At 59.0% G+C, this 26678-nt stretch carries 25 protein-coding genes and 4 pseudogenes; 17 read left to right on the top strand and 12 right to left on the bottom strand.

Going from position 1 to position 26678, the window contains the following annotated elements:
* Nucleotides 1-304: 304 nt before the first annotated feature.
* Nucleotides 305-781, bottom strand: a complete 477-nt coding sequence (locus QA639_RS33810) for a MarR family winged helix-turn-helix transcriptional regulator (RefSeq protein WP_428841096.1) — start codon at nucleotides 779-781, stop codon at nucleotides 305-307.
* A 1370-nt stretch (nucleotides 782-2151) separates the two neighbouring features.
* Here QA639_RS33810 and QA639_RS33805 point away from each other — a divergent pair.
* Nucleotides 2152-2694 (top strand): hypothetical protein, encoded by a 543-nt coding sequence (locus QA639_RS33805; protein WP_283088199.1) that lies wholly within the window; start codon nucleotides 2152-2154, stop codon nucleotides 2692-2694.
* A 163-nt stretch (nucleotides 2695-2857) separates the two neighbouring features.
* Complete coding sequence (locus QA639_RS33800) at nucleotides 2858-3838, top strand: LPD7 domain-containing protein (RefSeq protein WP_283088198.1); 981 nt, start codon at nucleotides 2858-2860, stop codon at nucleotides 3836-3838.
* Between the two features lie 149 nt (nucleotides 3839-3987).
* Here the strand turns inward: QA639_RS33800 and QA639_RS33795 are convergent, their stop codons facing one another.
* The 4 genes from QA639_RS33795 to QA639_RS33780 form a co-directional block, all read right to left on the bottom strand.
* On the bottom strand, nucleotides 3988-4458 hold the full coding sequence (locus QA639_RS33795; protein WP_283088197.1) for a hypothetical protein: 471 nt from the start codon (nucleotides 4456-4458) through the stop codon (nucleotides 3988-3990).
* Between the two features lie 251 nt (nucleotides 4459-4709).
* Entirely contained in the window at nucleotides 4710-5102 is a 393-nt protein-coding gene (locus tag QA639_RS33790) for a hypothetical protein (protein WP_283088196.1), read from the bottom strand.
* Between the two features lie 96 nt (nucleotides 5103-5198).
* Nucleotides 5199-5492 (bottom strand): hypothetical protein, encoded by a 294-nt coding sequence (locus tag QA639_RS33785; protein ID WP_283088195.1) that lies wholly within the window; start codon nucleotides 5490-5492, stop codon nucleotides 5199-5201.
* A gap of 457 nt (nucleotides 5493-5949) precedes the next feature.
* Nucleotides 5950-6183 carry a hypothetical protein gene (locus QA639_RS33780; protein ID WP_283088194.1) on the bottom strand — a complete coding sequence of 78 codons (234 nt, stop codon included), beginning with the start codon at nucleotides 6181-6183 and terminating at the stop codon, nucleotides 5950-5952.
* 267 nt (nucleotides 6184-6450) lie between these two features.
* Here QA639_RS33780 and QA639_RS33775 point away from each other — a divergent pair, with 267 nt between their 5' ends.
* The 3 genes and pseudogenes from QA639_RS33775 to QA639_RS33765 all read left to right on the top strand — a co-directional run bounded on the left by QA639_RS33775 (nucleotide 6451) and on the right by QA639_RS33765 (nucleotide 8777).
* A complete protein-coding gene (locus QA639_RS33775) occupies nucleotides 6451-6711 on the top strand; it encodes a S49 family peptidase (protein WP_028337812.1) in 261 nt (86 codons plus the stop codon).
* Nucleotides 6712-6862: 151 nt separating this feature from the next.
* Nucleotides 6863-8299 (top strand): annotated as a pseudogene (locus tag QA639_RS33770) (IS701 family transposase).
* A gap of 256 nt (nucleotides 8300-8555) precedes the next feature.
* Complete coding sequence (locus QA639_RS33765) at nucleotides 8556-8777, top strand: hypothetical protein (protein ID WP_028352378.1); 222 nt, start codon at nucleotides 8556-8558, stop codon at nucleotides 8775-8777.
* A 4-nt stretch (nucleotides 8778-8781) separates the two neighbouring features.
* On the opposite strand, the pseudogene QA639_RS33760 reads toward QA639_RS33765, so the two are convergent.
* Together QA639_RS33760 and QA639_RS33755 are read right to left on the bottom strand one after the other, a co-directional pair.
* Nucleotides 8782-9015: pseudogene (locus QA639_RS33760) on the bottom strand (DDE-type integrase/transposase/recombinase); the annotation flags it as partial.
* A gap of 678 nt (nucleotides 9016-9693) precedes the next feature.
* Nucleotides 9694-9855: a 6-carboxytetrahydropterin synthase gene (locus tag QA639_RS33755; RefSeq protein ID WP_283088193.1), complete on the bottom strand. Its 162-nt coding sequence runs from the start codon at nucleotides 9853-9855 to the stop codon at nucleotides 9694-9696.
* A 95-nt stretch (nucleotides 9856-9950) separates the two neighbouring features.
* Here QA639_RS33755 and QA639_RS33750 point away from each other — a divergent pair, with 95 nt between their 5' ends.
* From QA639_RS33750 to QA639_RS33735, 5 genes and pseudogenes are all read left to right on the top strand, one after another.
* A complete protein-coding gene (locus QA639_RS33750; RefSeq protein ID WP_283088192.1) occupies nucleotides 9951-10931 on the top strand; it encodes an FAD-dependent monooxygenase in 981 nt (326 codons plus the stop codon).
* Nucleotides 10932-10945: 14 nt separating this feature from the next.
* Nucleotides 10946-11305, top strand: a complete 360-nt coding sequence (locus QA639_RS33745) for an FAD-dependent monooxygenase (RefSeq protein WP_283088191.1) — start codon at nucleotides 10946-10948, stop codon at nucleotides 11303-11305.
* A gap of 1157 nt (nucleotides 11306-12462) precedes the next feature.
* Nucleotides 12463-12666: pseudogene (locus tag QA639_RS33740) on the top strand (IS3 family transposase); the annotation flags it as partial.
* Nucleotides 12667-12710: 44 nt separating this feature from the next.
* Nucleotides 12711-12986, top strand: a complete 276-nt coding sequence (locus QA639_RS42030) for a transposase (RefSeq protein WP_428841095.1) — start codon at nucleotides 12711-12713, stop codon at nucleotides 12984-12986.
* A gap of 382 nt (nucleotides 12987-13368) precedes the next feature.
* The gene (locus QA639_RS33735) at nucleotides 13369-13485 is read left to right on the top strand and encodes a transposase (RefSeq protein ID WP_128089689.1); all 117 of its coding nucleotides are present in this window, start codon (nucleotides 13369-13371) and stop codon (nucleotides 13483-13485) included.
* A gap of 67 nt (nucleotides 13486-13552) precedes the next feature.
* Here the strand turns inward: QA639_RS33735 and QA639_RS33730 are convergent, their stop codons facing one another.
* Together QA639_RS33730 and QA639_RS33725 are read right to left on the bottom strand one after the other, a co-directional pair.
* Nucleotides 13553-13813 carry a hypothetical protein gene (locus QA639_RS33730; protein ID WP_283088190.1) on the bottom strand — a complete coding sequence of 87 codons (261 nt, stop codon included), beginning with the start codon at nucleotides 13811-13813 and terminating at the stop codon, nucleotides 13553-13555.
* Between the two features lie 566 nt (nucleotides 13814-14379).
* Nucleotides 14380-14661, bottom strand: a complete 282-nt coding sequence (locus tag QA639_RS33725; RefSeq protein ID WP_128089691.1) for a hypothetical protein — start codon at nucleotides 14659-14661, stop codon at nucleotides 14380-14382.
* A 2744-nt stretch (nucleotides 14662-17405) separates the two neighbouring features.
* Here QA639_RS33725 and QA639_RS33715 point away from each other — a divergent pair.
* The 4 genes from QA639_RS33715 to QA639_RS33700 all read left to right on the top strand — a co-directional run bounded on the left by QA639_RS33715 (nucleotide 17406) and on the right by QA639_RS33700 (nucleotide 19791).
* On the top strand, nucleotides 17406-17972 hold the full coding sequence (locus QA639_RS33715; protein ID WP_283090659.1) for a phasin family protein: 567 nt from the start codon (nucleotides 17406-17408) through the stop codon (nucleotides 17970-17972).
* Between the two features lie 203 nt (nucleotides 17973-18175).
* Complete coding sequence (locus QA639_RS33710) at nucleotides 18176-18406, top strand: hypothetical protein (protein ID WP_028352407.1); 231 nt, start codon at nucleotides 18176-18178, stop codon at nucleotides 18404-18406.
* A gap of 285 nt (nucleotides 18407-18691) precedes the next feature.
* On the top strand, nucleotides 18692-18952 hold the full coding sequence (locus tag QA639_RS33705) for a hypothetical protein (protein WP_176396394.1): 261 nt from the start codon (nucleotides 18692-18694) through the stop codon (nucleotides 18950-18952).
* Nucleotides 18953-19578: 626 nt separating this feature from the next.
* A complete protein-coding gene (locus QA639_RS33700) occupies nucleotides 19579-19791 on the top strand; it encodes a hypothetical protein (RefSeq protein ID WP_283088189.1) in 213 nt (70 codons plus the stop codon).
* Between the two features lie 930 nt (nucleotides 19792-20721).
* Here the strand turns inward: QA639_RS33700 and QA639_RS33695 are convergent.
* Complete coding sequence (locus QA639_RS33695) at nucleotides 20722-21264, bottom strand: hypothetical protein (protein WP_283088188.1); 543 nt, start codon at nucleotides 21262-21264, stop codon at nucleotides 20722-20724.
* 78 nt (nucleotides 21265-21342) lie between these two features.
* Entirely contained in the window at nucleotides 21343-21693 is a 351-nt protein-coding gene (locus QA639_RS33690; protein WP_157349005.1) for a hypothetical protein, read from the bottom strand.
* Nucleotides 21694-21696: 3 nt separating this feature from the next.
* Between QA639_RS33690 and QA639_RS33685 the strand changes: the two genes are divergently transcribed.
* The 3 genes and pseudogenes from QA639_RS33685 to QA639_RS33675 form a co-directional block, all read left to right on the top strand.
* Nucleotides 21697-23490, top strand: a complete 1794-nt coding sequence (locus tag QA639_RS33685; protein ID WP_283088187.1) for a di-heme-cytochrome C peroxidase — start codon at nucleotides 21697-21699, stop codon at nucleotides 23488-23490.
* Between the two features lie 439 nt (nucleotides 23491-23929).
* Entirely contained in the window at nucleotides 23930-24349 is a 420-nt protein-coding gene (locus QA639_RS33680; protein ID WP_283088186.1) for a globin domain-containing protein, read from the top strand.
* A 444-nt stretch (nucleotides 24350-24793) separates the two neighbouring features.
* A pseudogene (locus tag QA639_RS33675) lies at nucleotides 24794-24958 on the top strand (DDE-type integrase/transposase/recombinase); the annotation flags it as partial.
* A 241-nt stretch (nucleotides 24959-25199) separates the two neighbouring features.
* On the opposite strand, the gene QA639_RS33670 reads toward QA639_RS33675, so the two are convergent.
* Nucleotides 25200-25649 (bottom strand): DUF1842 domain-containing protein, encoded by a 450-nt coding sequence (locus QA639_RS33670; protein WP_283088185.1) that lies wholly within the window; start codon nucleotides 25647-25649, stop codon nucleotides 25200-25202.
* Between the last annotated feature and the right edge of the window lie 1029 nt (nucleotides 25650-26678).

Here is a 26678-nt window from a genome sequence, read left to right as displayed (position 1 = left end):
CTTTAGAGCTCGGTAGAAAGCGGGCGCCTAGAAACGAGCCTGCGGATTAGCTCAGACTTGTTCCAGTCGAAAGTCCCGAGCGATATGGCGCGCTCAGCAGCAACAGAAAAAGCGCCCTGTTGGCTCCATAGCTGGCGGCAGATCGGCTGTTTCCTGAGCCCGTCATAACCACGGTGCCATCGGTTGCGCATACCGACCACAACCACCTTCGCCCACGCTGCTTCAATAAAACTTCGAAGGTTGGCAGATCAGACATTGCCGCAGTCCAACGTCATTTCCGAGGACCATGCATTGATTCTCAGAATCAGAGAGCGGCTTTCAAGCAAGCGCTCTCCAGGCGATGCCTGACTGCAGCTAGCTTGCTAACTAGCTCGAGGGCGTCCGGAATGCCGAACTCGGCTAAAACGAACTCGTCCAGTGCTTCCAGTTTTGTAGAGACGCTCATGAGATGCTTGCAAGTCTTGTCCGTTAGCGACAATTGTACGACCCGAGCATCGCGTTTGGAGGGTCTGCGTCGAAGCAATCCCTTTTTCTCCAGCAGCTTTGATTGGGTCGTCACGAATGAAGCGTCTACGCGCATCAACTTTGACACCACATTGACCGGAATTCCGTCTTCGCCTTCCAAATCCGCTAAGGCCGTCAAGATCGTCCATTGTGGCCCAGTAACGCCAAGCATATTGGCCCGAAACTGGCGAAGCTCCTCCAAACGCGCATTGATGGATCTGATCTCCCACGTGAAACGGCAGACCATCTCCTGCCCGTCGGCCAAATTTGTACCCATCGCGCTTGCTGGACTAGACAAATCTGGCGGCATCGTGTGTCAGGGTTTCCATCCTTGGTTTGCTTCCCCTTACCGCGAATCAAGAATGCGGACAATCTCATCTGAGGAAAGCGGTCGGATACTTGGTACGATTCGAACGAACGGGGCGCCCCGGGGATGCAGCGACGAAATTCTAGACTCCTCCATGCGCACTGACATTCCGAGCTGCATTGGCTTCGCGGCGGCCATTGGACACACATCGACGAGATCTGCATTATCGAGCATCCGATCGAGGCGCAGGAATTGTCGTCAGCGAGGAGTGCGCCTAGGTTGAGAGGCTCCTGGTCGCCTGTCGTGAAGAACGAAATTACAAAGGCCATCCAGAATCCACCGCGGCTCGGCAGGGTTATCGAGCGTGAAGTAAAAGCGCCCAGCCACGGAGCTGCTGGGTTATCCGTTGGAGAACGCCAGTGAACGGGTGGTCGCGTGACGCAGCGCGAGACTGCTGAGCTGGCGCACGTCTCGCGCGCAACGCACTATGTCGCTCTAGGTTTCTCCGATTAGAAGGGCGCCTAAGGAATCGGCCGAGAAGTGGATTGATGCCGAAACTCGCAAATAGGCAAATTGCTGAATGCCATCCGCGAATGCCGGCGGGCTCCTTGGTTGTGAGATGTGGCAGACGTGGCACCGCGCTTCCGCGGGCTGCGCTAGCGCCGGTCTCGAGCTATCGCCTTAAGGTCGAAAGACAGACACCTGGCCGAAGGCCGCCGAACGGCTCTTCATAATGTCGCGGCCGTTGCCGAAAACTCGCTGAGCCCCGTTTGTGCAATCGTGGCATTCTATTCTGCGCGAAGATGCTGCGCTTCCACCGCGCTGCTGCTGCGGCCCCGATAACGCGTGCCGACTGATATCTGGCCTGCATCGATCGCCAGTAAGGGGAAAAGTTCATCGTCAGGGTGCATGGCTCGATCCTAACGGCATCGATCCCGCGCGTCGCGGCAACAGGCGAGTAGACACACCGCGACCGTCGGTGACCTTGTCCATGTCGCGGCTCGAACCGACACGATCGGTGGGGTACCCGCGCCGAGCGAGGGGATCTAAAGCGTGCTCTCGATCCGCTGCGTAGCTCCAAGCCTGCCAATGGCGGCAGCGCTTTCAGCCAACCGTCTTGCCTCTACGGCCCTTCGCGGCTTGGCCGACGTTACCCGCGCACAATGGACGGTTCTGGCCGGAAATTGCTGGCGACGGACTTAAAAGAAAGGCGCCGCTGGAGCGGAGCCTGAGTGAATTCATCGGTTAGCATGCCCTCCTGACCGGTCCCTTGGCTTGAGCCTTGCGGGTGGAGCGGGCTCTTAGAGGGGCATCGGAGGGCAAATCGGGGACGATCCGACATGGCATCGGTCGGGGCCATTCTTTTCTGTCGGCGCGTGTCCAGCGCCCCGCATCACGAAGAAAACAGCCGCACCTCTGTCGTTCTCCGCCAGCGCTGCAGCCCTGAATTGATCGCCGCAGAACTTCCGAAATCCAAGGCCTTCATTCTTGGCACCGGCATTCCGCCCATCATCGCTGACAAGATCATCTATTACGAAGACAAGTCTTTTCTGAAGCGATTGCTGCCGGCGCCTGTCCCGCAGATGCCCAAAGGTCGTTCAAATGCACTGCTCGACGCTGAGATCAAGGAGCTGCGCTCCGAGATTGCCGAGTTGCGCGTGGTACTGCGTTCGCGGCCCATGACCGATGAGGAGGTGGCCGACCCCTCCACGATTCCTGCCGGCGCCAGTTTCGATTTCGGTAACGTGGATGTCGACCTTGAAGGCCTCTCCGAAGACGAACTGAAGGCCTGGACCCTGGGCTACATCGACGCTCAGGTCATTCCGCCGACGCGGCAAGCCGGCCGCAAGCAGAAGAGCGAGCAGCATGAACGACAGGCATGAGGCGAGCGAGGAATTCGGCCTGGAGCGGCAACCTCGCGCGGGGCGCGCTTCCGCCTGAGAAAAGGCGGAAGACGATTCCATAACAACAGCCCCCAACAAGCCTTCATCCGCGGAGGTCATCGATAGTGCGTTTCCGGACCGTATCCGTCGCAAATATTACGTGGTGGCCAGTGAATCCGAAAAGGATGGATCTGACCGCCAGGCGCGGCTCTATGCCGATGAGCGGAAAGAGTACCTCGCGTTCAAGACCACTGAGGATCGCCTGGTCACCAGCATAGCTGCCGCCGAAGTGATTCGGGACATGGTCAGTGTGGCACAACACCGCCAGTGGGAGGCACTTCACGTCCGTGGTTCCGTCAAGTTCCGACGCGAGACGTGGCTCGAGGCTAGCGCACGCGGAATAGAGGTGCAGGGCTATCAGCCAAACGAGCTTGATCGCCAGACGCTCGCTGACCGGCGAGTCGCATGGGATAGAGCCCACGCTCGTACCAACGATGTCGAGGCTCGCTCGGCCCCCAACAGGTCACTGCAGGCGGATAGGCTCGATTACGACAAGGGCGTTTCCGGGCGTCTGATGGAGGTCGGTTTTGGCCCCTACCGCAACCGCGCCGACGCAGAGCCATCAACTTATGTAGCCATCAAACTGGATGATGGTCGGCGACATCAGGTGTGGGGCGTCGGCGTTGTAACGGACGTCGCAGACAGTGACGCCAGGCCAGGTGACCGGATCTCCTTGCGCAGGGATGGCGTCGTACCCGTCATCAGGGCGATCAAGCCTATAGACGCCGCCACAGGAGTCGCCGGCATTGAACGGCGCCAGATGTGGCGGAATGTTTGGAGTGTGACGGTGGAGGAGCGTCGTGCAGACCGTCCGGCGGCCGGGCGCGATTCCGACGTGCTCGCGGCTCAATCCCAGCTTGTCGTCATCAACCAGCTTGTGGAACGCGCTCTGCCGAACGATGAGAATGCTCGCCAGAGCATTATGGCCTTCGCCAAGGAGCGGATCGCGCACCATCTCGAAAACGGTCGTTCGTTTGCACGCGCGACGGTCCTAGCCTCCGTACAAGAGCGCCACCCATCGCGAAGCGACAAAGATGAGGCGCGTCATGACGGCCGGCTAAGAGTGAAAGAACAAGAGCGCTGATTTTCTGATGCGCCCACGAAATAAATCAAGAGCAAGCGAGAGAACCGTTTGAGACGGCGAACGAGCCGCGGCTTTCTTTATCTCGTCGCCCATGATCGACTGGGCGAGCCGTGCGGTTCTGGCCTGGTTGGGAGCAAAAGTGACCAGCCTCAGTCTTCGAAGACGAGCGCGGTATGGAAATTCCAGGCGGTCGTGGCCTTGTCCTGCAGCTTCCTGTCGCGCGCGCGGCCACCGAGCGAAAAACCGTAGGTGTCCGGACGCACGACTTGACACGGAAGGGGCAAGTCGACCGCACGCGCCTTGAACAAATCGTGGAAGTTCAGCGACGATGGCTTCGGTCGCCGCTGCTCCGGAGCCGGCTCCTGCAGTTCGTCGATCGGAGGGTCGACCTCGGAGATGCGAGGTCCGTCTCCCGGCGCGAAGACCTCGTGAGGCAGCGCGATTATGAGAACGTGGAGCCCGCTTTTCGCCGCCAGATCTCGCGCGTGGTCCATGAAGGTCTCGACCAGGCGGGTCAGAGGCTCCTCGCCGGCCAACGCGGCCGAAAGCTCGTGGCGCGAAACCGCGCGCGTCGTCAGGTCGGAAAGCTCCAGAGTCGTCCCGAAGACCTGAGTGGTCATCCCGGGAACGAAGGGCGAAGGGTCGTGAGCTTTGTCTCCTGGGACGCGACGCCGTTCTTGCAGTCCTCAAGCCAGTCGCGAACGCGGTCGACGGTCGCCGTCGTGCCGACCACTCCCAAGCGGATCGGAGTCGGGATCGTGGGGCTGCCCTTGTCGAAGACGCCGAACGAAGTCAGTCCGGCGCGAATGTCGACGTGGCTGTTGTTCTGAAAGAACGCTCAACGCCGGTTCGTCGATGAACTGGAGTCTCATCACTCGATCTCCTGGTCGCTCGATGGCCGATCAATCGGCGAGTCCAGCGGCGTGAGTGAATCGTCGTCCATGCGTGCGAAGCGAAAGGACTCCAGCGGTGCGAACTCCAGCAAGCGCGCCCGATCGACCTTCGTCCAGGGCGCTCGCAGGATCGCCTGCCAGATCAGAAGCTGGCTGAGAACGGAGCGGTTCTTCTCGATAGGCTTGATCCCCGACAGTCGCTTTTCATGAAAGCGGTCGAGGTCCTTCCCGTTGAACGTGAAGCGGTACGTCGGCGTGATCTCCAGATACCATTTTCCGCCCAGCCAGCGGAAACGCCCCTGAAAGGCGTTGTGGCGGTAGTACGTGAACTTCCTTCCGTCCTTCGAGGTCGACCCGTAGTGCGAGACCACAGTGGAGGTGCTGCGGACCTTGAAGTTCGGATACTTCAGCCGCCTCGGTCCCTCTTCGGTGCGTCCGATGAACGCATAGACATCGAGATCGCTGTGCTATCTCACCCCATGGCCCCACAGATCGTCGCGGAGCGCACCGTTCAGCAGCTGGACGAAACGACGCCGGCGCAAGTCGTTCTCGGAGAGCGCCCATTCGCCGGTTTCCAAGCGGTCGATCCTGCCGACGTCGATGATGGATTTCAAGCGCGAGGCCTCAGGAGCCACGAGGCTGTAGAGATTGTCCTCGTATATCGTCCATGCGCGGGGTACGTAGTCGCCGGGCTGGCCGGAGCCGCCCTGGTTCAGCGCCGCCCACGCTCCCTGCCGCGTGTGGCACAAGGCGGGCGCCACGTAGAGAGTGTCCGGAAATTGCCTCAGTTGGATCAGGTTCGCGAACCCCTCTTCCTGCGCATCATGGATTTCCTGATCTGGGACGGTCGCTCCGGACGAGACTGCCGGAGCGTCGCCTGTGCCGCCCGGTGCATAGTTGCCCGGCGGGATCGGCTGCCCTTGGCGTCAGTAACTGTGCGATCGCGCCGGCGATCTTTCCGCCGCTCCTCGATCAACCGCGAGACGACGTCGTCCGTAATTGCATGGAAGTAGATCTTCGCTCCAGGATCTCGACGATGCGGTCGAGCACGGATTTGATTTTTCTGTCGGCAAGGTGTTGGCCGAGCTCGTTCCACCAGCGATCGTAGGCTTGAGCCGGAGCGGGCCTCGCCCTTCGCGATTTAGTCGGTTCACGAGGGCTTGCGCTTCGGCGCGCCGCGCGTCCTCGAAGGCCTGCGCGTCACGTTCATCACGGAGTTTAGTCGAGCCGGAACGTCGATAACGGTTGATCGATAACTCGAATTGGTAATAGGGACTCTTTTTGTCCGTTAGACGGACATTGGGCTGCTGTCTCCGCGAGCGCCTGCAGGAACGCCTCAACGTCGAAGCGCGTGAACACGCGACGGCGCTTGATACGACCTTTGCCTTTGATGCGGCAGGTCAGTGTTTCGTCGCCAATATGCCGCGTGATCGTGGTCCGATCAATCCGCATCAGCCGCGCCAAATTGGGGACGTCGATCGTGCGTGTCGAGCGCCTGCGGTCGGGTGGTCATGTGGCGTCCGGGTACTTGATGCCGGCCGGCGCCGGCTAGCGGGCGGCGAAACGCTGCATTGTCGCGTCGTCGAAGAACCCGCACCAGCACCAGCCGCAAACAGTCGCGCCGCCGCGATGCCAGCTGCCTTTGGTGCCGTATGACGATCGTCAGGTCGGAACAGTCGCCGCTGAAAACCGCGGCGCATCCGTTCGCGCCGCTGTCGGATGACAGCCAAGGCCTATCTGCAGGGCCGAGCCAATGAGGCCGGCGCCGATTTCATCAAGGCGGTCGCGAGTGGCCGGCGCGTGACGCAGACCAAGATCCGCGAGGAATTTGGTCAGGGCCGCATGGTCGGCACGCGCGAGGCCGTTGCGCGCGGCCTGGCCGACCGGATCGCGACGCTCTACCAAATCATCAGCGGCATGCTGCAGCAGCGCGCGTCGCGGCCGAGCTCGCCGCGGCGACCAGCACTAGCATTTGAATAGGCGCAAAACGCCCAAGTGCCGCTTGTCGGATGCTAGGCATCAAGCGGTCGTTGCCGACCCGCCAGGAATGCCCCTAGTCTGACTGAGTCACAAAACCGCCGGTCAGAATCAGCGATGGTTGAAGCATCGACCATTAGCCGATGAGGCCGATATGAGCGGGCGTGGCACCAAGACGAGCGAGAAGCGATTTGCGGCGTATTTGGAAGGGCTTGCCAGTGTCATCGGTCATGCTGATCGGAAGGCGCCGCTGCGCGACTATTGCGTCGGCCTGATGGCCTGTGGCGGTCGCAAGAGCGTGGAGCCGATGGCGGCGGTGACGGCTCCGGAGCGGACGGCGGCACAGCATCAATCGCTGCTGCATTTCGTAGGCAGCGGCGCCTGGTCGGATGAGTAGGTGCTGGGCAAGGTACGCGAGATGGTCCCGCCGGCGATTGAACGCCAGGGCCCCATCGAAGCCTGGATCATCGATGACACCGGATTTCCCAAGCAGGGGCGACATTCGGTTGGAGTTGCACGGCAATATTGCGGGCAGCTCGGCAAGCAGGATAATTGCCAGGTGGCGGTGTCGCTGTCGATTGCCAACCACCACGCCAGCCTGCCTGTCGCTTACCGCCTTTATCTTCCGAAGGAATGGACTGCGGACCGCGATCGGCGGCGCAAGGTAGGCATTCCTGCCGAAGTCGGCTTCCAGACCAAGCCGGAGATCGCGCTGGAGCAGTTGCGGTGGGCCTGTGCAAGCGGCCTTCCGCGCGGTGTCGTGCTGATGGACGCTGGCTATGGCAACAACAGCGACCTGCGCACCGAGATCACGGCGCTGGGATTGACCTATGTGGTGGGTCTTCTGTCGAGCACGACGGTATGGGCGCCCGCCACCGGTCCCTTGCCGCCGAAGCCATGGTAAGGCCGCGGCCGTCCACCAACACTGATGCGCCGCAACCGTCAGCATCAGCCAGCCGCCGTCAAAGCGCTCGCGATCGGCCTGCCGGCCCAAGCTTGGCGCACCATAACGTGGCGGCAAGGAACGAACGAAAAACTGACCTCGCGCTTTGCCCGCGTGCGGGTTCGTGCCGCGCATCGTGATTATTGGCAAACCACCCGGCGAGCGCAGGAATGGTTGCTGATCGAATGGCCGAAAGGCGAGGACCAGCCAACCAAATACTAACTTTCGACATTGTCGGAAGATGTGGCATTCCGGACGCTCGTTGAGACGGCTAAACTGCGCTGGCGCATCGAACGCGACTATCAGGACCTCAAGCAGGAGGTCGGGCTCGGCCACTTCGAGGGACGCGGTTGGCGCGGCTTTCATCATCACGCAACGATGTGCATTGCGGCCTACGGATTCCTGATTTCCGAGCAGGAGACGATTCCCCCCTCAGGCGCTCGGCGCGCCCGGCCGATCCCGCTCGATCGCGTTCCCGCAGATTACAGACCCCGCGGATTTGCCGCTGCGGACCCAACGTCACATTCCAAAGTCGATCGCGACGATGCGACGACGGCTCGAACATGGGCTCGTCCGAATGCTGTCGAGATGTCCTTGTTGTGCGATCAAGTTCGACCACTACACAGATCATCGTTTGTGACGCAGTAAGACTAGATGACCTGAAGCGAATGTTGATCTTCTCGTCGCGGCTAATGGCACGATCGTTGCTCGGCCATCGAGGCTGACGCCTTACATTACCGGCATCATGGCAATTGCAATCGATGGGGTGACGACATGCTGAGTATCACGAACATCAATCCGCGACACATCATTCATGTGTAGCAGAACTTTGACTTTGTTTTTTGATCTACGACAATGGTCCCCTATTCGGGCATGATTATCGGTTCCACGGGATCGTTGGCCGATGACAATCAATCGCCTGCTCGCCGGAAGTACCTATACGGAAAAGGAGCGGAAATCGCTTAATTGGGCTTACCGGCTCACGCTGGAATCGCTTGGGTTGGTCGAGCGGGGAGACCCACTTTGCGAATTTATCGCGCGCAAGGTCATTGAGGTCCGCGCGCGCGGCGTAACGAACGCATCAGCCATCTCGCGGCTTGCAATCAAAGAGCTGAAGCTGAATTAGGCCGCTTCAGTTGACGCCCGTTCGTCCCATAGTCCCAGTCGATGCCGGTTTCCTTGTACCAGGCCAGCATGGCGTTACAGGTGAGTTTGGTGCCGTTGTCGGAGACGATCAGGCCGGGTTTGCCGCGCCGCGCGACAACCGTCGTCAGTTCCCGCGCCACACGCCGGCCCGAGATCGACGTGTCAGGAATGGCGCCCAGACATTCCTTGCTGACATCGTCGACGATATAGAGGATGCGCGCCGGCCCGACCTAGTTCAATAGCGATCGGGACATCCCGCGGCCCTTCCACCTCCAAGAATTGGTAGTCGCACTTCGTGATGAGTTCGCCTAGAGTTAACTGGGGTGATCTAACTCGTTGGATTGCACACATGGTAGCCGGTTGCCTGGTCTTAATTGGTCACCTGGAGAGCGTCGGCCTTCAGAACGTAACGTTTGCGGTTACCATGCCTGCTGCGACCGACGCTATGAGGCTTCGCTCGATTTCGGGGACATCGGTTCTGAACTCGACGCCAGACACGGCGGATTTGCCTTGGCGATTTCCGCACTCAGTGAACGGGCACCTGAGTGATCTCGGCATCGAGGAAGGCGAGATTTGTCAGATCTGTGACGATGATTGGCAGATCTGGCCGCCCAAGCTCCATTAGGCGCCACAAAGTTGGCTTGCAGTTCGGCCTCACTTGCGAACGGTGCACCGGATGAAGGCGATAGGCAGTCCGACACAAGCAGCTCCGTTCAAAATCTACGCTGATCGCATGATCGAGATCGGGACCAACACCATCAACGTTCTACAGATGGCGTCGACTTTGCGGCTCAGGCGCAGCTGCGAAGACCCTTTTTTTGTCTGTCCCAGCTCATGGCTTCACTCAACCGACCCTAACCTCCACCCAAGACTCGTCGTTCGCAAATCGGCACACTCTAGCAGCCAAGAATGCGGTCAAAGAACCAATCGACGATGACCGCGGCGGTCGGATTCTCCAGTCCTTCGACATCGTTTAGATGTCGGTGATCGACGAGTTTCAGCAGCGGCCGCACCTCAGCGTCGATCTCAGCGAAGTGGCGCCAATCGTGCCCTTCCACGGCGGGACGCACGCCAACAGGACGCACGCCAACAAACTAGGTTCTGAAGTATTTGAAGCGGGGCTTTGCGCCTGTCCGGCCAGATGCAGAGCGGCATGGTCACGTTCGACTGGGGGCTCGCTTCCAATCCCGCGGCGGTCTTCGGCGGTAGCAAGGCGAGCGGTCTTGCGCGGGACCGCTCGACCGAAGGCATCAGGGAATCGCTCGAAACGAAGTACATCGCAGTCTCGCTGTATCGAGCGGATGAACTGCACACAGAGCAGGCGCAGTGGCGCAGTTCACCACGGGAGATGAACAACGGACGTGTAGGAGGAAACATGGGCGCGGTGAAGAACGTTATCGTCGTGGGCGGTGGTATTGGCGGCTTGACAGCCGCCCATGCGCTTCGACGCATCGGTGTGTTTGTGCGAGTCATCGAAATGGGAGATAGGAGCGACCGGATCGGGACTGGCATCACCCTACTCGGGAATGCGCTGCGAGCGCTCGCCGAATTGGAACTGGTGGAAGCGTCTCTGCAAAGCGGTCACGGGTGGGACGTCGTATCGATACGCGACGCCGCCGGAAACCCGCTGCATCAGCAGTTCTCGCCAAGAATTTGGGACCCGGATCGTCCAGCCGCGCTAGGGATCATGCGGCCGCGCCTCGGGCAGATCCTGGAGGAGGCCGCCAGGACGAGCGGCGCCGAGATCGCCTTCAATACGACTGTCACTCGGATTGATCAGGACGCTGAGGGCGTGACGGTGCAGCTCTCGCACGGCGAGACAGATCGCGCAGACTTGTTGATCGCGGCCGAAGGCGTTTATTCCAAGACGCGCCAGCAACTCTTCGGCGAAGAGTTCAAGCCGCACTACGCCGGCCAAGAGTGTGACGTTACACTGTTTCTCGGACCGAAGCTATGGACGGCTTCATCCTCTATCGCCATCCGACGGGGAGATTGGTTGGCGCGCTGCCGCTGTCGAAGGAGCTGTGTTACCTGTTCTTCCTGGGAACCACGGATGAAACGCTTCGTGTCGCTCAAGATCAGGTTTGCGATTATGTTCGAAACCTGCTCGACCCATTTACGGCGCCCGAACTGATCCAAGCGGCCGACTTGGTCGGCCAGGGCAATCATATAAGCTACCGCCCGTTCGACGTATTGATGATGCCTGCACCATGGCACCGCGGCCGCGTCGTATTGTTGGGTGACTCGGTTCACTCGCTGACACCGCAGATGACGTCGGGCGGCGGCATGGCGATCGAGGATGCTCTGGTCCTCGCTCAGGAACTCCATCGCAGCCACGACCTGGAAACCGCGCTCGCGGGGTATTGCGTTCGGCGTGAGGCGAGGGTCAAGCGCATATACGACATCGGATACGCCATTTGTAACGAAGAGCGCAATCCGATGCATAGCCGAGAATATCAGATAGGTCTTCTTCGTGCAGGCTACGCATTCCTGTCTGCGCCTGTCTGAATCGAAAACGGCCGCCGAAGTCAATTGGAGGACAACCAAGATTATGAAAAAACGAGCTCCGAGTGCCGTGTTCCGGGCAAACGTGCTTCTGCCCACTCGCTCCAGAGGCAGCATCTATTTCGGCCGGCAACTACCGATTAAATGATTCAACATTACAGAGTTTGAGAGGAGGACTGGGCTTCACAGCTCGCGCCGACGACGCCGCGCTTCTGACCTGAAGTGAAGACGCGGCGGGGATTTCGCGCGTCGTGGCTGCCGGTAGTCGTTGTCGACATAGACCCGCTCGATCGCGCAGCCGGATCCTGATGCTCCACGGACTCCAGCCCCAACGGCAAACGACGCTTGACGCTACAGCATCAACATCGGATCGGGCTCCTACCTATTCTGGGGGGGGCCGTCGCTCCCTGGCCCCTCATCCTCTATTCATCCTAGGGCGCCCGAGCTAAAGACGGGCTGAGATCGGTGACGGCGCTAGAAGAGGAGCGCGGCGGCATGTCCGAACAACCACCCTTCCATTCATATTCAACCGCGGCTCGCATCTGTATTGGCATTGCGGTCTTAGGTGCTGCTCTGCTGGTCGGGATAATAGTGATTCACGTCGTGCCGTAAGGCGGCCTCAGTGGTTAGTCGGTTTCCTCGCAAACCTCGCAGCATTGTCGGGCGCATTTGCGATGTTGGCCGCACTCATATGTCTGGTCCCCCGTCGGCGAGCTCGCGTCGCTTGTTCTGATAAGAAAGATTGACTTGTCGACGGCATCGATTGGCTGCTGCTCGACGTGTTGCATAGGCAACGACAGCCTTCGCCCAGCTTCGCGCGCGGGCCCCATAAACCTTCGTATCGTTCCATGTCCCTTTAGATGCCCGACGTTTCCCTACGTTCAATTGAGCCGCCGCGATCGTCCTATTTTCAGGCAATGCGGTAGCGCCCCGCTATCGCTGCCCTCCTTGGGCGTTCCTCCCTAGACTTGGGTCGCTTGCGGCAACGTAGGCGGCCCTTCTTTTGTACGCGGTAAGGCGATGCTGTCAGGCGGCGCGATTCCGCCGAGCGTCGATTTCGCTGCTCCGCGAGCCATAAGCAATGCGCCGAAGCATTTTGGCGAGCCAGGCGAACGGTTCGACGTTGTATGGCGTCGCACAGTCGAGCATCGGCATCAGTGACCGTCAAGAACCCCATTCCGCTCGACAACTACTACCTGCCCGGCGACCTCGAACGACAGATCCGGGCTTTCGTCGAACGCCACAATCACGTCCACTACCATGACAGCATCGATAATCTCGCGTTGCCGATGCCTACTTCGGCCGGGCTAAGGCAATCCTTACCGCGAAAACGCATCAAGCGAAACTGGACCTCCTCCGAATGAGTTGACACCTGATGTAGTAGCCTCAGAGAGCCCGGAGGTGTCGGATGCAAGAGCGTCAACGTCGGTCGCTTACCGAAGAGTACAAGCGGCAGGCTGCTGAGCTGGTGGTATCGAGTGGCCGGTCGATCACGGCGGTCAGCAAGGAACTCGGTCTTCGCGACTCAGTGTTGCGGCGCTGGGTGGACAAGCTGCGGAAGGAGCGGCATCGGCGACGCGGCGCCCCAGCACGCAGGCGGCGCCGATGCCGGCGCACCAGGCTTCCGAGATCATCCGGCTACGTGAGGAGAACGAGCGGCTGCGCATGGAACGTGACATTTTAAACAAACTGTCCAGCACGGTTGCGCGCCTGTGCGGCGTAGAAACGGCCTTGTGCTCCTCGGCGACTGGGAGGGTAGCGGCCGTTCGATTATAGAGGCAAATCCCCGTTAAAAAATGGTCCATACGTGCATGCGAACTTGAGAGTGGTGACGTCGGCCTAGCGACGATCCCGATTAGGAAGATGACGATTCGCATAGCCCAGACCCTCCTGCTCATGGTTGAATGGAGGATTGCCATGTCAAAGAAGAGGACGGCCGGCGCCCGTCCGGAAGCCGAGCCAAGTGTCTGGGCTTCGTGTTACAGCAATTCCAGACATCGATCCGGCTGTTTCTTAGGAAGTCGATCGCGATCTTTGACCGAACACGGACATGAGCTTCCACGCTCTTGGCCGCGATCCGGCAGATTCATCGGGACAGCGGCGGGCGCTATAGCAGCCCGCGAGTCCATGCCGCGCTGCGGGTGCAGGGACGTGGCGCATCCGTGGCCGGATCGAGCGCTTGATGCATTGGCACGGCATCCGAGCCATCATGGCGCCCCCACGCCGGGTTTGCATCACCGCACGGTGCATTCACCTGCCGCGGGGCCGTCCATTGTCGCGACCGATGAGGATCGCCGTGATCATCTCGCCCGAAAGTGCGCGCGGAACGGGTTCCGGATCGAGCCAGCGAACGAGCTTTTCGAGAGTCTCGACGGTTGATTTCGCTGGAAAGCGTTGGCCGAATTCCGCCCTTTTTCCGAGAAGTATCGCCGGGCCGCGGATCGCTTGGGCCTCCAATCGAAAAGCCAGCCTCGGATTGTCGACCGTCGGCAGCAAGGACCACGTCAGCATTCGGGAGCTTTGCGACCACGCCGCGGGTCGCACCGCAAAAGCGCCCGAGCGCGTCGTGGGTTACGTCCTCGACTGCAATGCGCTTCTTCGCAGGATCGATAGTGACTATTTTCACTAACAGCTACCATTTTTTACTCTCTCAACCATCGATCGACTTCTGGCAGGCGTCAACGCAATTGCACATCCCCTCGCTCCGCGGGTATGGAAATCCTGACTGCCAAAAATGCGGTCCCCCTGTGGCGCCATTTATCAACCGAGGATATCTGTGCTCGCTTAACTCTTTCGTGGGGTGTCGTTCTTTCTATCTTGTTAATGCAACGAATGCGGGCGCGTTTGCCACTCGAGTTTCTCCTGGAGGATATGCAACGCTACAAGCCAGCTCAGACAACGGCAGTGAATTAGGTGCCCCCCGATCCTGGTAGGCGCCTTGCAGTCCTTCTCTTCGATACAACTCGACGGTCCCGTCGACTACACACGACCTAAAGCTCGGGGGACAGAGGTGGTCGGGAGCCAAGTTGTGGAACCATCCGATCACTATAAGACGATCAGGAGGAACGGTCGTGGAGTCATGAACTCTTCAAGTTCGCGCGACTCTCAACCGCCTTGCTGATCAGAATGGCCGCCTTCCCCGCCATTCTGGCAAAGGGCGCTTTTGGAATCTGCCGCGGAATCAATTTGTGGCTGCTTGCGAACAATCTGCCGACCGCTAATACACTAGGTCCCTTCAATGACGGATCGATTGTGAATGCTTCGTTGACGTGCGACTCGGTACCGGCGCTGCAACCCATACAGGATTTCGCGATGCCCATCATCTCGTGAGCATCAGCCAGATTGTGATCCAGGGCCAAGGCTCGCTTGCACTCAGCCACGCCTTGGGTCACCCGCTTCGTAATAAGCGCGCTCGATTGCACAGCCGGTGAGTGTCTCGGTGCGGTCAAGAACGTCCCGCAATATGTGACAGTCGAGGGCGCGGGCAAGCCGAGGGTTTGGTGCGAGAGTGAGCAACGCGTCTTCCGACCCAGCATGCTGGCAGTAGAGTTGCCGACGCCATATTGGCTTTTTCCGGTCCCGGTCGTTGCAGGCCGCTGCGGGATGACTGCCGATTGTGCTCCCGAGAAGGTATACTCTGACGATTCGTTCAACCCAGTCGGAGAATGCCAGATGGCCAAAAAGCCACCGTCTACCTCGCCCTTCAAGACCGTACACCCAATCACTTCATCGAAGATCAAGCGCCTTGCAGGCGTTGCGACGGCCACGCCGAGCAAGCTATCGAACAAGCAAACCCAGGAACTCGGAGCATCCGTGCTGCGACACATTGAGCCGAGAGGCGGTAAGGTGAAGTAACAGTATAAGCCCTTTTTCATTTGAGCATTAGCTGGGCCGCGCGGGCCATGTCCGCTCGGTCTACCGCTTTCGGTAGGTTGCAACCCTCGGCGGGGGTGTGCAACCTGCCGGGACTTTGATCCCCGCGGAGAGGCGTACGCCCATGAAGCGAATGTCGGCCCGTGAAGCGATCATCGCTGTCTCCCTCTTGGTCGTCTTCGCGCTTGCGATTTGGTTTGGCGCTATGCCGTGAAGGACGAGCACGCGGCGATCGGCCTCGATGGCCACACTTCGATCGTCAACGAAAAATAGCCGGCAGGCTCGGATGTATGGTTTGCCGGGTGTCTGAGTCGGCCGCTGTGCCTGCCACTCAGGCGGCTTCACACTCTTGCGGGAGCGGGCGCTCCACCGCGACCGGTTCACGGTCGATAATCGTCAAATAGGCGCGCTCGGTCTGATCAGGAGCATATTGCCCTTGCTGCCGATCTCGCAGGATCGGCCAGCTTTACAGAGAAGCGCAGGGCAAATCCCTCCGACCTTCTTCCGAATCCTGGCGCATCTGCAGGACATGGTCCCTGCCTATGTCCGGGCGCGAAGATCTTGCCGAGATCGCCGAGTACATCGCGAAGAAGCGGGAAACGGTGAACGAGACAGAATCCTGCGCAGCGCGTAGGGCGCTTGCCAGCGCGCTACTTTTGGTAGCAATTTTTGCGTCAAGGTTGTGCGGGATTAGAGTCCGATATAATTGCGTCAGAGAGCCTGGGAATGCGTTCCCCGACAAAGTGTCGCCGCGTGGCATTGGAGGTTAGCTATGAAACCACGCGCCGCTGGGGACGGAAATTCGGCAACGTGCTCTCTGACCGCGTCCGCCAGCGCGCTCTCGATCGCGGGCGGACAACATTGGCTCTGGTGCGCTGTCAATCACAATGGCTTCGTTCTCGACGTCTTAATTCACCCGATACTTCTTCTCGATATAAGCTCAAGCACATCTCAATCTGGAAAGTGTGACGAACTGCGCCAAAGCATCCGCCCGCTCAGCGCTCAGCACCGCCGTCGAATCGACCTTGTCTTTTCGACCGCAGCAACTGATTAGGGAGCTTTGGCCTCCACAAAGACCACTATTGCTATTTCTTGACGAGCAAAGGGTGTGCCAACGAAGATTGCGCAGTGAATGCTCAATGGCGATAGAAAAGGTGTGCCTCGCTGGTGCGGGCTTCGATCGCGTCGGCCTTGCGGCAACGGCGCCGACTGAAACAGTGTCGATGACGGCGCCAAAGGGATTTCATCCATGTCTGAGCTGCAGCGAAAGAGTCGCTTGCACGGGTCGATGATTGCGGAGAGGATAAGGTCAACATGACGCCGCCGCGGCCAGGCCTGAGTGCAAGGACCACAACCTGAGTAAGTCGCAAAGCAGACAAAGCCAACACAAACACGGTACGAACTGTCGACTATTGCCTGGCACGAAGAATGCTGACCCTCGACGTGCCGAGGGCACCCTCCCTCAAGCATGGCTACCATCGCAAGTTGAGGCCGTGGCTGGCCAGTGAGGTTAGCGGCGCGTGACATAAGCCAAGGACGGCGTCTGCTCGGCCGATACCGACGGGCGTCTCGTCACGTCGCTGCTAACTTTCAATGCTGCGTAACAGCGTGTTTGTGATCCGCGTAGGATTAGTGCCTCACAGAGAGAACAGATGGATCCGGGCGGCAGGTGAAAATGGCAAGAAAACGCGTGCTGTGGTTCTGTCTCGGCCTCTTGCTGGTCTGTGTGGCTGACTCGGCCCTCAGAAGCAACGGTGTTCGCGCCAACGACAATCCCCTCATCCATAAAGTCAAATCGATCTGGCGAGCGCAGAACGGACAGACCGTCGAACGCATTATCTCGAAGCTCTCGAAAGTAGCGCACTTGGTCCCCCAAACCTGGGGCATTGCTGGAGGAGGATGCTTGACACCTTGCTGGCTCGAAAAAGCAGGTGGATCGAAGTCGGGAAGTCTTGGAGAGAACTGGCCGATGCCAACCTTACTCCCAGTGCTCTCAGGGATAGGAACTTCTCGCAGATCGCAGTGGGAGCAAACCCCGGTTGATAATTGCTGTGGGACGACCGAGCGATTTCGGCAATGCGCGGGCGAGGGAGCGAGATGTCCAATGAGGACAGGCGTACTATGACGCGCCGCTTTCGGAGCCGGCCGAGCGGCAGCGTAGAAGAGGTCCGCTAAAATGTAGCAAATCGCCGCACAAGGAGCCGATCGGAATCATGATGCCAGCGTGAGCATGGCTGAGATTTGCAACTTGATTGATATCAAACCACGGAGTGATTTAGCAATGGGTCCAGACCAGAGCGAGACGCCACGAAAATCCGGCAAGGGCAACCCGAACGCGGATCGGCAGAGCGACGAAACTGCACAGCAGAGGCGGAAATCGGGTCAACAAGAGGGCCCGCCGCCAGATCAATTGCAGCACACGCCGAAGGAGATCGGCGCGCAGTTCGCGTCAACTGACACCTCTTCGACTGACACCTCTTCGAACGGCCGGATCGTATCAGCGGAAACAACGCCGGTCAGCTATCAAGAAATCGCAAAAACCTATGCTGACTATGTCAAAAAATCCTTCGAACACACCAAGTCGTTTTTCGAGAAGTTGGCGGGCGCGCGATCGTTTTACGAAGCTCTTGAGCTTCAAACCGATTTCCTGAAACAGACTCATGAAACTCTCATTGCTGGCTCTCAGAAGATCCATAGGCTCCACGGGGAATTGGCCAAGCAGACGATAATGCGTTTGCAGGGGTTAGGGCCCAAGACAAACCTGCCACGCTCTACAGACGTGCGAACGGGACAGTAATCCTGCGAAACAGCGAGTAACGCAAATCGCGGTTCCGACGATCGTGGCCGGCTTGCGCTGGAAGTCGTACCTTCGCGGCGGATGATCCTGGAAGGACCGGGAGTTTCCGCCAAGCTCAGCGCGCCTCTGCGTTCCGGAGGAAGGCGTTGGAGAGGTGTCATTCGCTTTGCGGCCGCAAGCAGCCTCCTGTCATCGAGAAACCGATGGAAACCCGTTTCGAGCTGGACGTCGTCGTGCGTCAATTGCGCGAACGAGCCAATGAGGTCTCTGCTCAGTTACTATTCGACATTCGCTACGTGCTGCAGATAAAGCCGCGGTTTGGTCCTAAAGTCGAGGATTACCTCAAAGTCAGAGGCAGTCCGGCATCCAAATGCTGCAGATATCCAGGGTTCGCTTTGGAATTCGCCAAAGTTGCTGAAGCCCAGCTTCGCTAGGGCGGCGTTGTCGTCCGGGCCATGCACCTATGCAAGCCAGTAGTTGTTGGGACTCGGATTGCCGTGTCAGGCTGTCGAACGCAGCGGGCCGAATTGTGCAGGTTGATCGTGTCCCCGGAGTGCACGCTCCGTCCTCGCGTCTGGAGCTGTGTAGTGCGCGGCGACCTACCGTACCTAGGCTGCGTGATTTTCATGGGCCTGGTCTCCATCGGCATCATAGTAGTCGCAATACTTATGCAATGAGGTGAAGACAACGCCTACTTCGCGTTCCCGGAGCGCAGCAAGATGGACGGTTGGTTAGTGACTGCTGCTGTCTTCAAGGAAGATGGCGACGACGAAGAATTCAGACACGTAGTATACGCGGTTGCCGTCGCTGACCCGGCGGAAGCGGTGCGGATGACGATAGCCGACTGCGGCGCAAGGGCCGGAATGCTTAACTGTCCGCTTCAAAAAGAGCAGTTACAAAAGCTCGGTTTGGAGCCCGGCGAACTGATCGCGATACACGATGGCAATCATCCAATCCCCGCGCCCTCTCGGCGTCATTAGCCACGTCTGGTTTCGTTCAAACGGCGTCGGGTTGACTGCGTGCATGTCTGAAAGTCGCACGAGAAGTGCACCGGGATTGCGCCGTTTACTCTCCGGTCGTCTGGCACGCGCGTTGCTGAGCAGTCTATGGCTTGGCCGCTTATTGATTGACCCTCGTGAGGGCCCGGTCTGTTTGAGGTGCGACGGCGTGCGGGCGGTCGTCAGCAGTCGCCCGCACGCTTTTCCGTCGCGTCGGCCTCACTGTGCTCTGTCGATACCGCGCCGTTTGGCTCTACTTCTGCACGGTGCCGTGGCATGCGAGTTGTTGAGAGGCTTATCGGCTTGGCTGTTTATCTTCACGCAACACGGACCAAGCTTGACGTAGCAAACTCCGCGCGGGCGGTCTCCAAATGCCCGCGCGTTCTTTCGGAGTCGCAGGCCGCGCGGCCGGCCACAGGGGGGCTGTGGAGATTGTTCCGTGACCCGTGATGAGGCTTTAAAGAACGCGATAGAGGCGCTGAAGGGATGGTCCGAAGGAAAGGCCGATACGAGCGTCGTACTTGCCGCGATTGCGGAGCTTATGGCGACCAGGCCGCCACCAAGGCCGCCTTCAAAACCGGAGCTTTCTTCATAAGGAATGTGTTGCAATGGACAGGCTGGAATTTATACCGGCTTTCGAGGCAGCTATTCGCTCCGCCGACCCTGAGAAGCTGGCCGCACTTCGGGAGATCGTCCGCCAGCAAGTAGGCCCGGACGAGTTCGCGAAGACGAGCACAGAGCTTGTACGCAAACATCCGCTTACACTCTTTAGGTCGATCAAGATCATCTGCGATGCGGCGCATCAGGAGCCTCGCTCATGAGAGGGCAAGCCGATGAAAGGTAAGCTCGACAATCGCGCTTTGTTCGTTGATGACTTGGTCAGGGTGGCTGCGAGCGATGACAGATAGCAATGACAACATCATCCCGGACGTCGGACCGCCTTCCATCGACCTGACCGGAATTACATGACAGCGGTTCAATTGGCCGCGCACTTCAAGATTACACCTGCAACGATCGTCCGTTGGGCGGAACGGCCCAACTTTCCATGCGCGAGCACTTCCGCCGGAGAGGCAGCTTGGCTTGTGACAGACGTGCAAGAATGGAACCGCCAGCGTAAACGCGCATACCGCGCCGCGCTGCGAGCCCAAGAGAAGGCGGTCGAGACGGCCGTGGAGAGAGCTCGTCACCGCCAGCGCTTAATCGCCGCGTTTGCTCGCACATGTCCGCCGCAGGTCGGGCGATCGGCTGTTCCGCTGTCGGGCGCGCCTCTTTCGCGCAAGATGACCGTCCAAGCGGATGGTTCCCTTGCGCCTGCGCCCAGTGAGCAGCATGACCGGCGCACGATGCCCAAAAATAGCCGCTGATCGTACCAGATCGGCGACCACAGAGAGGGCGCACGCAGCTAATCGCATGCGCTACAGTCGATCCACAGCCCAACGCCGCCCGCTTGAAATACATGCGGACGGCGTTGGCTCTAGCCCAGGAGGGTGTATGCAAAATCCTGACTTGGACAAAGTATGGATGAGGGGGCGCGCCTTCGCCATCCGTATGACTCCGGTACTCCCCAATGAGTAGGGGAGCTGTGCCGCGAGGTCTAGGGTCGCGGGCGACTAAGTTACTCCGGCCTCAGCCTATGCCTGGGCGACCCGGACAATGGTAACCGAGTCGAGTGCGGTAATTGATGGAGCCGGCGCGGAGATCGCCCCGCATGTCGTTGGTGGCGTGAAGCTCCATGGCTAAGCGTTCGGCGTTTAGGACTTTAGGCGCCGATTCAGCGCTTCAGCCAAGCGTCGTTCGAAATCGGCCTTACGCTCCGCAATGGGGCGATCGAAAAAGTTGTCACGGACAACAATTCCGCGAGCCTCGTCTGCGTCGATATGATCGATGTTGCAGTCCTTGAACGTGCAGCCGGTGAAGGCGAGTTGTTCGGCGCTGCTATCAAGCACGATGGTGCATTTCACGAAGGTGCAGCCATCAAAGCGGGCAAAATGAACCTGGCCGCGGAAATCAAATATCTCGGCGTGAAAGGTATCATTCCAGAATACGCGTTCTTCGTGGATATCGGTCACTGTTTCGCCTTTTAGCCCTCCGTGCCGCTGAGTTGCCTTCCGTCGAGCCCTTCGACACGCACCGTCAAATACCTTGAACCGACCGCGAAGCTGTGGGCCAGCTTGACGCTCCCGAACTCCTCGGCGAAGCGTGAGGTTCGCGACCGCTTCAAACTCTTCGGCAGCGAGATTGCGGCCGCGATTCCTGTTCAATTCGCTGAGCAGGTCTTTACGGTCACGCCTCATGTTTCTTTAGCCCGTCAGTCATTGCTCGCGCGCTTCACCGGCCTAGTTTGCACGTCGTTCTCACCGGAAGATTGTCGATCAGTGAGCGGCGCCTTGAAGAGCGTTTTGGTCGATCCTGCGCCATTCCAGATCGACATCGGGAAGATCTCTCGGAACCAATGTGGCAGTGAGGCTCCGCAATTGCGATGCCGCACGCCTGTATGCCTCCGACAAATCCAGGGCGACGCGATGATCGTTTTCCGAATGCAGTTGCTTCCCCCAAGACTTGGTAGGTTGAAGTTTGTTGGATAGCGCCCTTTGATAACCAATGATCCGATGGCCTGCAGGCCGAACCTGCAGGCCGAAAGGCAAGCCCGGGTTTGCCGGAAAAGGCGCGGATTCCGGCGAAAGTTGCCTCGGGCTGTTGCGACAATGGAAGCGGTAGGACACACGATGCTCCGCACTCTCTTTCTGATCGCCTTAACGTTTGTCGTCACGACAAAATCGGATGCTCAAGGCACCGACGCCAATCCCATCTATCTTGACCAGGGTGTGGATTGGACCGCGGCAGCGAGAGCTGACTTCTATTCGCGCGATCAGGGCTCGCGTTTGATTACGTTGTCTTGGATGCAGGCGCTGAAGCAAAGGAACGGACAGCCATTCCTCGCGGATGGTTTGTCACGGTACGGCTATCTACCGAATCCTGCAAACACGGCCAATCTTCCCGTCGGCTTTCACGCTTCTGGCCCTCAAGACTTCCAGGTCGTCGGAATGACCTGCTCAGCCTGTCACACGCGCCAGATCGAAGCTGATGGCAAGGTGTATCGGGTGGATGGCGGTCCGGCGTTTGTAGACTTCTACGCATTGCTTGGCGATCTGGACAAGGCTGTGGGCGACGTGATTGCCAGTGACAGCTCGTTCGCTCCGTTTGCTGCAGCTGTCCTGCGGTCCACAACGCCGGACGCGGCCGACGTTGCGGATCTTCGTCGGCAGGTCGAGGGGTGGTACTTGCGGTTTCACACGCTTATTGTGCGCGCGCTGCCCAAGACCGGCTGGGGAGTTGGCCGTCTGGACGCTGTGGGGATGATTTTCAACCGCATATCCGGACTGGACATAGGCCCGCCGCCCGACTTCATGATCCCGGGAAACATGAAAACCGCGGACGCTCCCGTGAGATACCCATTCCTCTGGAATTCGCCGCGGCAAGATAAGACGCAATGGCCTGGATTCGCAAAAAATGGAAATGACATCTTGGGGCTGGCTCGGAACGTTGGCGAGGTTCTGGGAGTATTCGCTACGTTCGAGCCGAAGCGCCAGGGCGCGATCATCAATTTCCTTGACAATAATTCCACCAATTTCGACGGCCTGAGCCAGCTTGAAAACCTGGTGAAGCGGATCGGCCCTCCGAAATGGCCCTGGACGATTGACGCTGCTTTAGCCGCGCGCGGCAAAGCGATTTTTGAAAGGGATTCCGCTGAAGCGGGATGTAGCGGTTGCCACGGGATAGAAGACGGAGAGCAACGCTTTCCATTTGTCAAAACATGGCGAACTCCGGTCCAGAACGTTGGTACCGATACACGAGAATACGACATCCTCGCCTGGAAAGCGAATACGGGCGTGCTGAAGGGAGCATACATTCCCTTCGCGACCGCTCCCCTCAAGGAGAACGATGAGATTCTTAACATTCTTGCGACATCGGTCATTGGTTCGATCGCGGAACACCTGTTGGCCGGCGGCGCCCCTTCAACCAATGCCCGGGTGGCAGCGGCGCCAGATCCGGGATCGTCGGACACATCGGAGTCTCTGGGGCTGGTGCGGCTACCGCCAACGCTGCAGGATCTGCTAACGGCTTTCGATACTGTCAGCACCTCGGAAGCAATCAAGAAGGCCAGGCGGCAGGGAGCAGAACGAGCGTCTCACGCTCAGCTCCCTCCGTGGGGCTCCTACGAGGCCCGTGTTCTGCAGGGTATTTGGGCCGCCGCACCTTATCTCCATAACGGCTCGGTCCCGACGCTGGCGGAATTGCTCAAGCCATCAGGGCAGCGCAGATCGCAGTTTAGCGTCGGACGGAAATACGACATTGAAAACGTTGGTCTTGCTGCTACCCAGGAGCCGCTGAGCGACACTCTATCCGTGACGGACTGCAGCAATATCAACTCTGGAAATAGCCGATGCGGCCACGAGTACGGGACAAGTTTGAGCGATCAGGACAAAAAGGCGTTGCTTGAATACCTCAAGACACTGTGACCCGCTTAGGCGCCCCTCTTTGACCGGCTTCCAGCCTGCTGCCGGTTCCAGTATCGTTTGCGCAAAAGACCCTCATTCACCGAGTTCTCGCTGCCGGCGCGAGCATTGGAGTGGACATCTGATCCAGCGCAGCTGCTCAAGGTCGCACAAGTGATGGCCCACCAACGTTTGCCCCTCTGCCGTACGCGTCGCTTGTGTGTAAGAAAAGAGGTTCCACATGCTCCCAAGCTCAACAGTGCATCACAAAGAATGCGTTCGCTGTGGTTCTGGATTAGTGACCCTTGAGTGGCACGAGCTCGTCAACGCGAATGAAGCTCAAGATCTTTGGCGCTGCTGGAACTGCAAACACCAGTTTGTCTCCGTCGTCACTTCAGATGAGAGGGAGCCCTCAGCCGCAGAGATCACAAGACCATTCTTTACGAGCCTGCTGGTGTGACCAATGACGCCGGAGCAGGTCGACCTTGTCAGGACATCATTTGACGCGATGTGGCCGATCCGCCGCGACCTCGCTGACCTGTGCTACAACAGGTTCGTCGAACTAGCTCCTGATGCAAGACAAATGTTCGGCGGCGATACTGAGAAGCAGCGGATGAAGGTGCTGGATATGATCACGGCGCTGGTCGCCTCGCTCGACGAAAGACCGATGTTCCAGTCGCTGATCGCGATTTCCGGTCACAAGCACGCCATACTTGGCGTTCAGCCATCGCACTTTGTCGCAATGGGCGAGGCGTTGATGTGGAGCTTTGAGCGAAAATTCGGCGCTTCTTTCACCCCTGAGCTGAGAGAGTCCTGGCATACACTTTACGCCACCGCCCAGAACGAGATGCTGCGCGCGACTGGCCGGCATAGTTCGTTTTGACAACGGCGGATGCGACACCCATAGGAGTACGTCACGGCACAACGCTGGTCTATGGAGTTGACAGCTCAACACGCTCCGACAAGCCGTTCCTCGAGCCTTCGTCGCGGTCGGATTTGGCGTGTATAGCGCGACGATCAGGATGAGAGCAGTCTCACCCTGACCGCTGCCGCGCAGGCGTGTGACGTGGGGTTCGGAGTGGCAGATCGGCGGGATCGCGAGTGAACGGGGGCGGTTGGGCGGGCCGAGCGGCGGTATCACTGCTGGTAGAGCCACTTTAGAGATGTACGTTCACGGGTAAGTGCCGGAGCACTCAATGAAGGAATTTGCGGGGTTTGTCGCCTTTTGTTTGGTGATCTTAGCTTCGGCATTTGAGGGTGCGCAAGCAGAGAATTCGTCGAGCGCGGAGGTGACCTATGAAGCCATGTGAAGCCATGCGCCATTGGCGGGCGGAAATTCGGCAACGTGTTCTCCGACCGCATCCGCCAGCGCGCTCCCGCTCGCAGCGACAAATGGCATCTGGAGGAGATCGTTGTCTCGATCGCGGGCGGACAACATTGGCTCTGGCGCGCTGTCGATCACAATGGCTTCGTTCTCGACGTTTTGATTCAACTGCCCGATACTTTTTTTCGATATAGGCTCAAGCACATCTCAGTCCGGAAAGTGTGAGGAACTGCGCCAAAGCATCCGCCCGCTCCGCGCTCAGCACCGCCATCGAATCGACCTTGTCTTTTCGACCGCAGCAACTGACCAGGGAGCTTGGATCTCCACAAAGACGACTATTACTGTATCTGAACGAGCAGCCCGGTGTCGATTGTCGTGCAGGAGCGCTACCGGCCGCTACCTTGATGTTTCATGACGCGACGGCCGGAGACACCAGCTTGACCGGCGCAGCCTCGACCTCCTGCCAATCACTGTCGGGGCCGCTGCGATAACGGTAGGAAGCCATCCCTGATTGCCAGCTCGGGATCAGGCTCATGCGCAGATCGACATTGGGCAGAATCACCGGTCCCAGCCCGGCATGGTGCGGCCAGTGGATCGGCGGGTAGCCCGTAAGGAGTACTAGAAGTAGCGCTGGCGTCGGCGGAAGCGTCGGCAACTGGCTGTAACTGCCTTGCAGGGAGGTGGCGACATCGAGCGGCGGATTAACGGCTTGGGTGATGCTGCCCAAACCCTGGACCCGCCTGTTCGGCGTGTCGACGACCAGATCCAGCTTGAAGATTATGCCTCCGGGGCGGCTTTCGCCAATCTGATAGCTGGCATGAAACAATCCGACCTGGTCTTTGGTTGTCGTATCCGGCATAGAACTATTCCTTCCCGTTTTAGAGGATTGATCGGCTGATCAGCCGCGATCATTTGGCCGACTGCCGCACGTAGTCGTCAGCTTCTTCCGCCGGGACCGCCTTCACCGGAATCAGTCGCGTGCTATTGCTGCCGGACACGACGATTTGCGGCACGTAGTGGCCGGGGAAGCTGCCCTTAACCGTGTAGGGCGTTGACCCATCACCGAGCGTCCCGTCCAGCCCATCACGTCAATCTTCAGGCCGCCGACCCAACGCGGGTCGCGTACCAAGGTAATTCCCGTAGTGAAGTTTGGCGCGTCACCCTGAACCTCGACCAGAAATAGCCCGAATCCGTCAGGTCCGTAGATGAAGCTGGCTTTTGCCGTCTTAAACGGCTCCGTCTGATAGAAACCCATGATTGTTATTGTCCTTCTGGTGAGCGTTGGCGAGGCCACGCAGCAGCCCCGCACGCCTGATGACAAGTACCGCGCTTGGCTGGCGTCCGCCCGCTGCCGCGAACGCGTTCTCCGGGCACGGATGAGCGGTCATGGTGCTGGTCTTATTCGCTTCCTCGAAAAGAGCTTGCGCAGATCGGCCTGACGTCTGAAGCTCTTTGCCAGGTTGATAGCTCCCGGAGCTGCGAGCTAATAAGCAACGGGCGTGCCAACGAAGATTGCGCAGTGAATGCTCAATGGCGATAGAAAAGGTGTGCCTCGCTGGTGCGAGCCTCGATGCTCAGCGTCGAGTTGCAAACACTATGTCAGCAGCCTAACACGGGCTGAACGCGACAACGACGGCGTCAAATTTCTGCGCGTCCTGGCCGAAAGCCGTCGGATGCTCGCCGCGACGATTGAGTGTCTTTCGAAGCCGGGTTTTGATAGGCCGCCCCTTCGACATCGAGAACATCAGCGGTCATTTCGAGACTAGGCCCGGGCGCGTAACGGCGACATAGGGACCGATCCTCGTCATCCATGACGCGAGTTCAGCGTCAAGCGCGAGATGCCGGATCTGACTGGCTTTACGGGCAAGACCGCAGCCCTCCGCGAAGG

Origin of the sequence: Bradyrhizobium pachyrhizi (assembly GCF_029714545.1) — a bacterium.
GTDB lineage: Bacteria > Pseudomonadota > Alphaproteobacteria > Rhizobiales > Xanthobacteraceae > Bradyrhizobium > Bradyrhizobium pachyrhizi.
Note: the sequence above shows the minus strand (reverse complement) of the source record. Positions and strands in the feature narration are given on the sequence as shown.